At 69.6% G+C, this 11,042-nt stretch carries 11 protein-coding genes; 3 read left to right on the plus strand and 8 right to left on the minus strand.

Features of this window, described 5'->3' with window-relative positions:
* Positions 1-25: 25 nt before the first annotated feature.
* The 4 genes from DL990_RS34640 to DL990_RS34655 form a co-directional block, all read right to left on the minus strand.
* On the minus strand, positions 26-289 hold the full coding sequence (locus DL990_RS34640; protein WP_125801241.1) for a phosphoribosyl-ATP diphosphatase: 264 nt from the start codon (positions 287-289) through the stop codon (positions 26-28).
* 244 nt (positions 290-533) lie between these two features.
* Positions 534-1,025, minus strand: coding sequence for a methylated-DNA--[protein]-cysteine S-methyltransferase (locus DL990_RS34645; protein ID WP_125801242.1), 492 nt, complete (start codon positions 1,023-1,025; stop codon positions 534-536).
* 14 nt (positions 1,026-1,039) lie between these two features.
* Complete coding sequence (locus tag DL990_RS34650) at positions 1,040-2,503, minus strand: DNA-3-methyladenine glycosylase 2 family protein (protein ID WP_125801243.1); 1,464 nt, start codon at positions 2,501-2,503, stop codon at positions 1,040-1,042.
* 56 nt (positions 2,504-2,559) lie between these two features.
* Positions 2,560-3,240: an HAD family phosphatase gene (locus tag DL990_RS34655; RefSeq protein WP_125789986.1), complete on the minus strand. Its 681-nt coding sequence runs from the start codon at positions 3,238-3,240 to the stop codon at positions 2,560-2,562.
* Positions 3,241-3,418: 178 nt separating this feature from the next.
* Here DL990_RS34655 and DL990_RS34660 point away from each other — a divergent pair, with 178 nt between their 5' ends.
* A complete protein-coding gene (locus DL990_RS34660) occupies positions 3,419-4,318 on the plus strand; it encodes a PAC2 family protein (protein WP_125789985.1) in 900 nt (299 codons plus the stop codon).
* A gap of 87 nt (positions 4,319-4,405) precedes the next feature.
* Here the strand turns inward: DL990_RS34660 and DL990_RS34665 are convergent, their stop codons facing one another.
* From DL990_RS34665 to DL990_RS34675, 3 genes are read right to left on the minus strand one after another with little or no spacing between them, the layout of a single operon-like run.
* Entirely contained in the window at positions 4,406-5,230 is an 825-nt protein-coding gene (locus tag DL990_RS34665) for a metallophosphoesterase (RefSeq protein WP_125789984.1), read from the minus strand.
* A 15-nt stretch (positions 5,231-5,245) separates the two neighbouring features.
* Positions 5,246-6,484: an MFS transporter gene (locus DL990_RS34670; RefSeq protein WP_125801244.1), complete on the minus strand. Its 1,239-nt coding sequence runs from the start codon at positions 6,482-6,484 to the stop codon at positions 5,246-5,248.
* Positions 6,481-7,059 (minus strand): helix-turn-helix transcriptional regulator, encoded by a 579-nt coding sequence (locus tag DL990_RS34675; RefSeq protein WP_125789982.1) that lies wholly within the window; start codon positions 7,057-7,059, stop codon positions 6,481-6,483. Before DL990_RS34675 ends, DL990_RS34670 begins: the two co-directional genes overlap by 4 nt.
* Positions 7,060-7,213: 154 nt before the next feature.
* Here DL990_RS34675 and DL990_RS34680 point away from each other — a divergent pair, with 154 nt between their 5' ends.
* Positions 7,214-7,693: a MarR family winged helix-turn-helix transcriptional regulator gene (locus tag DL990_RS34680; RefSeq protein ID WP_125789981.1), complete on the plus strand. Its 480-nt coding sequence runs from the start codon at positions 7,214-7,216 to the stop codon at positions 7,691-7,693.
* Positions 7,694-7,842: 149 nt separating this feature from the next.
* On the plus strand, positions 7,843-9,450 hold the full coding sequence (locus DL990_RS34685) for an ABC-F family ATP-binding cassette domain-containing protein (protein WP_125801245.1): 1,608 nt from the start codon (positions 7,843-7,845) through the stop codon (positions 9,448-9,450).
* Between the two features lie 51 nt (positions 9,451-9,501).
* Here the strand turns inward: DL990_RS34685 and mshC are convergent, their stop codons facing one another.
* The gene (mshC, locus tag DL990_RS34690) at positions 9,502-10,740 is read right to left on the minus strand and encodes a cysteine--1-D-myo-inosityl 2-amino-2-deoxy-alpha-D-glucopyranoside ligase (protein ID WP_125789979.1); all 1,239 of its coding nucleotides are present in this window, start codon (positions 10,738-10,740) and stop codon (positions 9,502-9,504) included.
* Positions 10,741-11,042 lie beyond the last annotated feature (302 nt).

Raw genomic sequence — 11,042 nt, forward strand, 5'->3', positions numbered from 1 at the left:
CCTTGGTTCTCCGGACGCGAACGCGTCACAGGTACCGGTACACGTCCTCTGTCGACAGTCCTCGGCCGAGCATGAGCACCTGTACGCGGTACAGCAGCTGTGAAATCTCCTCAGCGAGCCTGTCGTCGGATTCGTGCTCGGCGGCGATCCACACTTCGCCCGCCTCTTCGAGCACCTTCTTGCCCTGGGCGTGCACTCCCGCGTCCAGCGCGGCGACGGTGCCGGAACCGTCGGGGCGCGTACGGACGCGCTCGGCAAGCTCGGCGAACAGCTCATCGAAGGTCTTCACAGTCTGGAGATCCTTCCATCCGCGCCCGCGTCGCGCTGCCCCGGGCCGGTGTGGTGCCGGTCGCGTCACACTTCGGTATTGGTGAACCCGCGTCCGCGATCGACGTCGGCAGAGCGCGACCTGGTAGAAACCCGTCCTACGGGCGCTCACGGCGCCCTGCCACCGCGATAGCGGGGCCTTCGGCCGGGCGGGTTCCGCGTTATGCGCGGTGCACGAGGCCCTCCGCAGCTCCGCCAACAGGCTCTCAGAACAGCACCGAGCCGCCGCGTTCGAAGTCGAGCAGGTGCCGCTTCCGTTCGACACCGCCGCCATAACCGGTGAGATCGCCGTTGGAGCCGATCACGCGGTGACACGGCACGATGATGCTGATCGGGTTCTTCCCGTTCGCGAGCCCGACCGCGCGCGACGCGGTCGGCCTGCCGAGCCGGTCGGCGAGCTGACCGTAGGAGACCGTCTCGCCATACGGGATCCCGAGCAGCCCTTCCCAGACCATCTGCTGGAACGCGGTGCCGCCGAAGCTCAGCGGGAGATCGAAGTCCTTCCGCTGGCCGGCGAAGTACTCCTTCAGCTGCTTCTCGGTGTCGACGAAGATCGACGAGCCCGGATCTGGATGGCCGAAGCTCTCCTCGACCGGACGGTGCCGCTGCTGGACCATGTACAGGCCGCAGAGGCTTTCGCCGTCCGCGACCAGGGTCAGCTTGTCGTACGGGCTGTCGATGACGGTGTGCGTGCGCATGGCGCTCCTCGAACTCAGGCGGCGGGCAGCCGGTTGATCGGGTGATCTCCGGTCGCCCAGAGGTGCTGAACGGCGTAGGCGCGCCACGGGCGCCAGTGTTCGGCGTGCGCGGCGAACGCGGCCGGGCCGAGCCCGAGCCCCTTCGCGGCGATCTTGACGCCGAGGTCGGTCGGGAGGAAGGCGTCCGGGTCGCCGAGCGAACGCATCGCGATGCTCTCGACGGTCCACGGGCCGAAGCCGGGCAGCGCGTGCAGCCTCTCCCGGGCCTGCTGCCAGTCACTTCCCGCGCTGAGGTCGAGTCCGCCGGCATTCAGTTCGGCGATGAGGCCGAGCAGGGTCCGCTTGCGGCTCTGCGGCATCCCGAGGCTTTCCGGGTCGATCTCCGCGAGCGCGGCGGCGTCCGGGAACACGTGGGTGAGGCCACCGTCCGGATCGTCGACGGGTTCGCCGTGCGCGAGGACCAGCCGGGCGGCGTGGGTGCGGGCGGCGGCGGTGGACACCTGCTGACCCAGCACGGCCCGGACGGCGAATTCGTCGCCGTCGACCGTCCTCGGCACCCGCCTGCCGGGTGCGGCGGCCACGAGCGGCCCGAGTAGCCGGTCGGCGGCCAGCGCGTCGTCGACCGCGACCGGGTCGGCGTCGAGATCGAGCAGGCGGCGGCAGCGGCTGATCGCGGTCGAGAGGTCACGCAGGTCCGACAGCGTGAGACGGCAGCCGATGTAGCCGTCCTCCGGTTTGAGGGCGACGACGGCAGGGCCGTGCGGGAGCCGCAGCGTCCGGCGATACGCGCCGTCGCGCCATTCCTCGACGCCGGGGACACCGGTCGCGACCAAATGGCCGAAGAGGTTGTCCGGGAACAGCGGCTTCCGATACGGCAGGCGCAGGTTCAGCGTCCCGGGCGCGGTCGACGGTTCGGTGCGGCCCCGGGCCCGCAGTTCGGTCGGAGACAACGCGAAGACCTCGCGGACGGTGTCGTTGAACGTGCGGACGCTGCCGAACCCCGCCGCGAGGGCGACGTCGATCATCGACAGGCCGGTCGTCTCGATCAGCAACCGCGCCGTCTGCGCCCGTTGCGCACGGGCGAGGCCGAGCGGACCCGCGCCCAGTTCGGCACGCACATGCCGCTCCACCTGCCGGACGCTGTAGCCGAGCCGCGCGGCCAGGCCGCTGACCCCGTCGGTGTCGACGACGCCGTCGGCGATCAGCCGCATCGCTCTGGCCACCAGATCCGCGCGCTCGTTCCACCGCGGTGAACCTGGGCTGGCGTCCGGACGGCACCGTTTGCAGGCGCGGAATCCGGCCTCCTGCGCGGCGGCCGCGCTCGGATAGAACGTCATGTTCTCCGGTTTGGGCGGGACGACCGGGCAGCTCGCCCGGCAGTAGATCCGCGTCGTCAGGACGGCGGTGAAGAACCAGCCGTCGAACCGGGCGTCCTTCGCCTGGACCGCGCGGACACAGCGCTCGAAATCCTCATGCACCCGGTCAGCATCACCGACCGCACGGGCCGCGGTCTAGCGGAAATGCGACATGGCGGTCAGGGCAGGAGCGCGGTCAGCGCGGGCACGTCGAGACCGACCAGCGAGGAACGGAACACGCGCCGCTCTCCCGGTTCGACGTCGACGTCGTTCGGGATCACCACCACCGTGCAGCCCGCCGCGGCCGCGGAAGCCGCGCCCGGCGGGGAATCCTCGATCGCGACGCACCGGGAAGCCGGTACTCCCAGCAATTCCGTGGCCAGCTGATATGGCCTGGCGTCCGGCTTGTTCAGACCATCGACTTCGTCACCGCAGACGGTGGCGGCGAAGTACTCGCGGCCGATGGTGTTGAGGGCGAGTTCGGTCAGCGACCGTTCGGTGGAGGTGACCAGCGCCATCGGGACGCCGTTGACCCGCAACAGTTCGAGCAGCTCCTGCGCGCCGGGGCGCCACGGAAGCGGGCCGTCGAAGAGATTGGCCGTGCGCGCGCGGATCCACTCCCCCATCTCCGCGATCGACTCCGAGGTGACGGGCTTGGCGCACACTTCGAGCAGGAACGCGGCCGTGTCGTCCATATTGGATCCGACGAGACTCAGGCGCTGTTCCTCGGTCAGTGTGCCGCCGAGGGTTTCGACGGCCTCGTAGAGCGCGACGTCCCACAGCTTCTCCGAGTCGACCAGCGTGCCATCCATATCCCACAGCACGGCGGCGAGTCCGTCCGGTGTGGACGGTTCGGTCACGGCTCCCCCTCACGATCGGATGGACCTTCCGGGACCCACCGTAGCCGAGACGGATTCACGTCGGCGCCGCGGTTGTTGCCCGAAATGTCGTATTGCGTCGGCTCCGCGCGTTTCGTCGCGACGAAACGCCATCGGACATGCCCAACGGCGCACGGCCGCCTGGTCGTAGGCTGGTCCGGTGAGTGAGCCCGTCGACGAGACCCAGCGGCCCGGCCGCGACCAACCGGATGACACAAAGCCGATCATGATCGTCGCCTTCGAAGGATGGAACGACGCAGGTGACGCGGCCAGCCGGGCGGTCGAGCATCTCCAGCTCAACTGGGATGCGACCCCGCTGAGCGAGCTGAGTCCTGACGAGTACTACGACTTCCAGGTCAGCAGACCGACCGTACGCATGGTGGACGGAGTCACCCGGAGGGTCGACTGGCCGACCACGCGGCTCTCGGTGTGCCGCCCGGAGGGCATCAGCAGGGACATCGTGCTGGTCCAGGGACCCGAACCGAATATGCGCTGGCGTGCCTTTTGCGCCGAACTGCTGGAGTACATCCAGCAACTCGACGTCGCCACCGTCGTCACCCTCGGCGCGCTCCTGGCCGACACCGCGCACACCCGGCCCGTCCCGGTCACCGGGACGGCGTACGACAAGGACACCGCTTCGCAGTTCGGCCTGGAGCTGAACAACTACCAGGGGCCGACCGGCATCGTCGGTGTCCTGCAGGACTACTGCGTGCAGGCGGGGGTTCCGGCGGTGTCGATCTGGGCGGCCGTGCCGCACTACGTCTCGCACCCGCCGTCGCCCAAGGCCACCCTCGCGCTGCTGCACAAACTCGAGGACGTCCTCGACGTCGAGATCCCGCTCGGCGCGCTTCCCGAGCAGGCCGAGGAGTGGCAGCGGACGGTCACCGAGATGGCCGAAGAGGACGAAGAGATCAGCGAGTACGTCCGGGGGCTCGAGGAGCGCGGTGACGCGGAGACCGAGTTCACGCTGGACGACGTGAGCGGGGACAAGATCGCGGCCGAGTTCGAGCGGTACCTGCGGCGGCGGCGCCCGGGTCAGGACGGTCCCGGACGGGGCTGAGCCCGCGGCACTTCTCAAGCGCTATGAAAGGCCCCTTCATTGCAAATTTTGCAATGAAGGGGCCTTTCATGTCATCCGGGAGGCCGCTCAGAAGATGCGCCGCAGCGGGATCGGACCCCGCGACCGCTTCCGCCATTCCCGCGGATAGCCGAGCGAGACCTCTTCGAACCGCACGCCGTCCGCCTCGGTGGAGCGCGGGATGTGCAGGTGCCCGTAGACGGCGACCTCCGCCCGGAAGCGCAGGTGCCAGTCCTCGGTCTCGGTCGTCCCGCACCACAGCGCGAACTCCGGGAAGTACAACGGCTCGGTCGGGTGGCGGTGCAGCGGCCAGTGCGACATGAGGATCGTCCCGTGGTCCTCGGGGATCGCCTCCAGCCGTTCCGTGCTGATCTTCACCCGGTCGGCGCACCAGGCCTGCCTGCTGGGATACGGGTCGGGGTGCAGGAAGAACTCGTCCGTGCACAGCACGCCGGCCTCGCGCGCTTGCTCGATGGCGGCCAGCATCGGCAGCCCGTCGGCCGCGGGAGTCCGCCAGCTGTAGTCGTACAGCACGAACAGCGGGGCGATCGTCAGCGGCTTGTCCTGGTGCTCCCACACCGGGTACGGATCCTCCGGGGTGAGGACGTCGATCTCGCGGCAGCGTTCGACCAGATGCTCGTAGCGCGCCTGGCCGCGCAGCTGACATTCATCCTTCTGGGTGGTCCATAGCTCGTGGTTGCCGGGGACCCAGACGACCTTCGCGAAACGTTCACGCAGGGTCTTGAGCACCCCGATCACCGATTCGACGCGTTCGGCGACGTCACCGACCACGAGCAGCCAATCGTCCGGGGTTCGGGGGACGACCTCGTCGACGAGCGGGGCGTTGCCCTCATGGGTGACGTGGAGGTCGCTGGTGGCGAAGAGATGCGGCACTCCACCACCGTAGCTTCACCCGGACCGGGGAATCGCCGAAACCGCGTCACGACGTGGCCTGCCCGACGCCGACACGCCCAGAACGACCAACGCCGAGACGGTGTGCAGACCCGCCTGGACGTTCAGCAGCACTCCGGTGCCCAGCACGTTCACCAGCGCGCCCGTCAGCAGCGCGCCCAGCGCCGTGAACCCCGCCGTGCCGGCGAAGACGGTGCTCAGCACGCGGCCGGACCGTTCGGGGGACGCGGTCGTCTGGACCAGTGAGAGCAGCCCGGAACCGGCGAGCACTCCGGGGGCGCCGACCAGGCCGAAGAGCCCGATGAAGACACCCAGCGACGCGGTCAGTGCCGGCAGGTTCCAGATCACCGCCGACAGCAGTCCGAGCGCCAGTCCGCCCCAGCCGAGCAGGGCGGCGGGCGCGACCTTGCGGGCGACGGTGGCGACGGCGAACCCCGCGACCAGCCCGCCTAGCGCCTGCACACCGCGAAGCAGGCCGACGTCGCCTTCGGTGCCGTCGAGGATGTCGAGCACGAAGACCACGAACAGGACCAGGAACATCCCTTGCGCCAGGGACGTCAGCACCACGACCACCCCGGCGAGGCGAAGGCGTCCTTCGCGACCGATCTCGCGAAGCCCGTCAATCCAGGCTCGCAACACCGGTTCGTGCGGTCCTGCCTGTTTGGGCGCGGCGACGCGCGGAAATGGGCGCGCCAGCAGCGCCGAACCGATCACCAGCACGCCGAGATAGGCCACCACGACCCAGCCCAGGCCGCCGAATCCGAGCAGAAGCCCGCCCGCCCAGCCGCCGGCGAGCCGCGCGACGCTTCCGTTGATGCTCATGAGGCCGTTGGCGCCGATCAGCTCCTCGGGGGCGACCAGTTCGGGCACGAGCGCGTTGCGGGCGGGCTCGAACAACGAAGCCAGCCCCGCTTGCGCGGCCATGACCGCGTAGATCACGTACACCGGGCCGCCGGCCGCGACGAACAGCAACGGCAGCGCCACGAACGCCTGGCCCGCGCACACCACGCACAGCACCAGCCGCCGGTTCCAGCGGTCCGCGATCACGCCGGCGACAGGGCTGAGCAGCACCGCGGGCACCAGGCCGAGGACGATGCTCAACGCCGTGGTGGCCGCCGAACCCGTCGCCTGGAAGACGAACACCGGCAACGCGATCTGCAGCATCCACTCGGCGGTCTCGGAGAAGAAGGCGGCGATCCACAACCGCGCGAAGGCGGGTTCCCTCAACGGTTTCATCTGCTCGGCTTCCCCTCGGCGTCGATGCGAAGGAACGCCCGCAGTCCCAAGTGGACCGGCAGGGCCTCCGCGGGAGTGTCTTCGCGGATCGCGCCGACGTAGGGCCGCACGAGTGCGTCGATCCCCCGCACCAGCTCGTCCAGTTCCGCCGCGGTCACCCGCAGCGAGTAGTTGTTGATCCCGGACGCGTCCCGCCACTCCTTGTCGAGCCGGTCTGCGGCGTCGAGATAGCGCTCGGTCAGCTCCTTCTCCCGCGCGAGGGTGGTGCCCACGACCGCCAGTTGCGCGCCGTGCAACTCCGGGTCGTCGCCGAACTCGATGCCGACCTGGCACGCCCGCCAGGGCCGCTCACGGCCGTCCTCCCCCTCGACGCGTTCCACTAGGCCGTGCTGAGCGAGCTGACGGAGATGCCAGCTGCAGTTGGAGGCGGTCGAGCCGACGGCCGCCGCGCATTCGCTCGCGGTCCGCGGGCCGACCGCCATGAGGTGATCCACCAGCGCCGAACGCAGCGGATGCGCCAGCGCCCGCATCAGCTCGACGTCTTCGATCCGCTTGCGCGGCGGCAACCCGGTCATCACCCGATCCAATCTGAAAGGATTCTTTCGAAAGTTCTCTTTCAGACTCACAGGCGGCCGACAGGATGTCAAGCGAACCCTCGGATACCCTTGCCGAGACAGTTGCTGCACGCAGCAGTAACTGCACAGGTCAACTACTGCCTCAGGGAAGCACATGCCCGACCAGCGAGAACTCGCCACCGCGGCGGCTTTGGAGATCCCCCGGTTCGTCAGCGCGACCGTCCTGTTCCAGGCGGCCATGGCGGAGCGGCTCGAGATCAGCGCCACCGAGCTGCACGGCCTCCAGCTGGTCATCAGCGGCGCCGCGACCTCGCCGACCGAGCTGGCGCGAGCCCTCGGCATGACCACCGGCGCGGTGACCCGGATGCTCGACCGAATGGAGGCGCAGCGGCTGGTCGAGCGCGTCCCCGATCCCGCGGACCGCCGCCGGATCGCGATCCGTCCGCTGCCCGACCGGCTCGACGAAGTCGCCGGCCTCTACTCCCCCATGGCCCGGTTCTTCGGCGACCGCCTCGGCAGGCTCGACCGGCGTCAGCTCGCCGCACTCCTCGGCGTCATGACCGACGGGCGCGCGTTCGCCGAACAAGAGGCCACGCGACTGCGATCCGGCTCCCCCGAAAGAGGGGTTGACTAACGCTACATCGGTTGCGTTAGACTGCTCGCATCATGGACAACTGACATCGCACCTTCCCCGCTCCGAGGCGGCTTCGGTCGAGCACCGCTCCCGTAAGCCACGAGGCCCGGCAGGGATCCCTCATGTCCGCAGAAGCACGGTGATGTCGTATGTCTCTTTCCCTGATCGCCAAAGACCTCGTCCACTCCTACGGTGCCCGCGTCGTGCTCGACGGCGTGAACCTGACGGCTTCGGCCGGACAGCGGCTCGGACTGGTCGGCGAGAACGGCGTCGGCAAGTCCACGCTCCTGCGCTTGCTGGCCGGGGTCGAAGAGCCCGACGCCGGCGAGGTGCTGCGAGGCGACGACCTCGGATTCCTCTTGCAGGAGCTGCCTTTCGCGTTGACCGCGCGGTTCTCCGACGTCATCGACGACGCGCTCGCCGAAATCCGGCAAGCGTCGGCGAGGCTCGACGACCTGACCGAAGCGCTCGCTCGGCATCCGGACGACACCGCTGTGCTCGACGAGTACGGCACCGTCCTGGAATGGGCCCAAGCGCACGACCTCTGGGACGCCGACCGGCGGGCCGAGATCGTCTGCGCGGGTCTGGGGCTCGCCGGGATCGACCCGGCGCGCGAACTGGGCACCCTGTCGGGCGGGCAACGGTCGCGGCTCGGCCTCGCGGCGTTGCTGATCCGGCGGCCGGGCACGCTCATCCTGGACGAGCCGACGAACCACCTCGACGACGCCGCGATGGAGTTCCTGGAACAGCATCTCGCGTCGCTGACGGGTGTCCTCGTGCTGTCGTCGCACGATCGCGTGTTCCTCGACGCGGTGTGCACCGACATCGTCGACCTCGACCCGGCGCTGGGCGGCCCGACCCGGTATGGCGGCACCTATTCCGACTACCTGGACCAGAAGCGGGCCGAGCGGGCGCGCTGGGAACAGCGCTACGCCGAAGAGCAGGACGAACTCAAGGAACTGCGCGAATCGGTGGCCGTCACCGCGCGCGCCGTGGCGCACAACCGGCCGCAGCGCGACAACGCCAAGATGCTCTACGACTTCAAGACCGGGAGGGTGCAGAAGCAGATCTCACGCCGGGTCCGCAACGCCCAGTTGCGGCTGGACGAACTGGAACGCGACCAGGTGCGGAAGCCGCCCGCGCCGCTGCGGTTCCAGGGCGGCCTGACCGGCGAACCCGGCGAGGACAAGACGGCCATCTCGGTGCGGGACATCGAGATCGCCGGACGGCTGCGGCTGGCGACCCTGGACGTCACGACGACGTCGCGGCTGCTGATCACCGGCGGGAACGGCGCCGGGAAGTCGACCCTGCTGTCCGTCCTCGCCGGCTCGCTGACGCCGGACTCCGGGACCGTCCTTTCCGGACGCGGGGTGCGGATCGGCCTGCTGGCGCAGGATGTCTCGTTCGCCGAGCCGGAGAAGAGCGCGCAGCGGACCTACGCCGAAGCCCTCGGCGAAGACGCTCCCCCGTTGCGCGGCCTCGGCCTGCTGGCCCCGCGCGATCTCGGGACCCGGGTGGGCGCGCTGTCGGTCGGGCAGCGGCGACGGCTCGCGCTGGCGTTGCTGATCGCCGATCCGCCGGAGGTCCTCCTGCTGGACGAGCCGACCAACCACATCTCGCTCACCTTGGCCGAGGAACTGTTCGCCGCGCTCGATTCCGCGCCGGGTGCCGTCGTCATCGCGTCACATGATCGGTGGCTGCGGCGGGATTGGGCCGGTGACCACCTCCAGCTGGAGGCCGGCCGCGTCGCCGTGTAGGGCGTTATACACACTGCTGGGGCGGGAACCTTCCCCGCCCCAGCAGTGTCTTCACAGCTCGATGCCGAGCAGCGCGTCGACGGCGTTCCGGATCAGGCCGGGGGCCGCCGGGTCGGTGCCGGAACGGTTCAGTGCCTCCTCCGCCCAGGCGTCGACGGCCGCGAGCGCCTTGGGCGTGTCGAGGTCGTCGGTGAGGTGGTCACGCAGCCGCGCGACGGTGTCCTCCGCCGACGGACCCGTGCCGATGGAGACGGCTTCGCGCCAGCGCGCGAGGCGCGCTTCGGCGTCCGTGCGCAACTGCTCCGTCCACGGCCGGTCCTCGCGGTAGTGACCGGCGAACAGCGCGAGCCGGATCACGCCGGGGTCGACCTTGTCGGCACGCAGCCGCGAGACGAACACGAGGTTCCCGCGCGACTTCGACATCTTCTCGCCGTCGAGGCCGATCATCCCGGCGTGCACGTAATGCCGCGCGAACGGCCGGTCCCCCGCGACGGCCTCCGCGTGCGCGGCGCTGTACTCGTGATGGGGGAAGATCAGGTCAGAGCCGCCGCCCTGGACGTCGAAGCCGAGGCCGAGCCGGTTCACCGCGATCGCGCTGCACTCGATGTGCCAGCCGGGCCGCCCCGCGCCCAGTTCGGACTCCCACGACGGCTCGCCCGGCCGCGCCATCCGCCACAGCAACGCGTCGAGCGGATGCTGCTTGCCGGGGCGGTCCGGGTCGCCGCCGCGTTCGGCGAAGAACTTCGCCATGGTCTCGGCGTCGTAGTTCGACTCGGACCCGAAGTGCCCGGTCGCGTTGTGGGCGAAGTAGATGTCCGGGTACTCCGCGTCGTCGGCACGGTAGGCGCTGCCGTTCGACAGCAGCTTGGCGATGACCTCGACGATCTCAGGGATGCTCTCGACGGCCCCGACGAACTGCCGCGGCGGCAGCACCCGCAACGCGGTCATGTCCTCGCGGAACAGCGCGGTCTCGCGCATGCCGAGGACGACCCAGTCGTCCTTGTCCCGCTCCGCTCGCTCCAACAGGGGTTCGTCGATGTCCGTCACGTTCTGCACGTAGTGGACGTCGTGCCCGGCGTCCCGCCACAGGCGGTTCACCAGGTCGAATGTCAGATACGTGGCGGCGTGCCCCAGATGGGTCGCGTCGTACGGCGTGATGCCGCAGACGTACATCCGGGCGGTCGACCCGGGCGCCGTGGGGCGGATCTGCCCCGTCGCCGTGTCGTGGAGCCGCAGCGGACGGGGGGTGCCGGGGATACGGGGCACGTCGACCGATGACCAAGTCTGCATACCCCGACTGTAAGCGGAGCCGCCACGCCGTTCCCGTCCGGTGGGAGCCGGACACGGCCGGAGTAACGGAATCCGCTGGTCCGGCTCGCGCCGCAGGAAGCCGAACTGGACCGGTTCGGTCGCCTACGGCCGAGTTCGCGGCAGGTCCAGGTGGTCGTGAGTGGCGATTCGGGTTCTAGGGCGTGTCCTGCGGATCTTGTTCATGATCGTGTGCGGACAATGGGTGTGTGGTGGGTCGTGGTGAGCTGACGGATAAGGCGTGGGCGGTGATCGCGCCGTTGCTGCCTGCGGAGACAGGTCAG

The organism is Amycolatopsis sp. WAC 01416, from assembly GCF_003947485.1.
In the GTDB taxonomy this organism is placed as follows: domain Bacteria; phylum Actinomycetota; class Actinomycetes; order Mycobacteriales; family Pseudonocardiaceae; genus Amycolatopsis.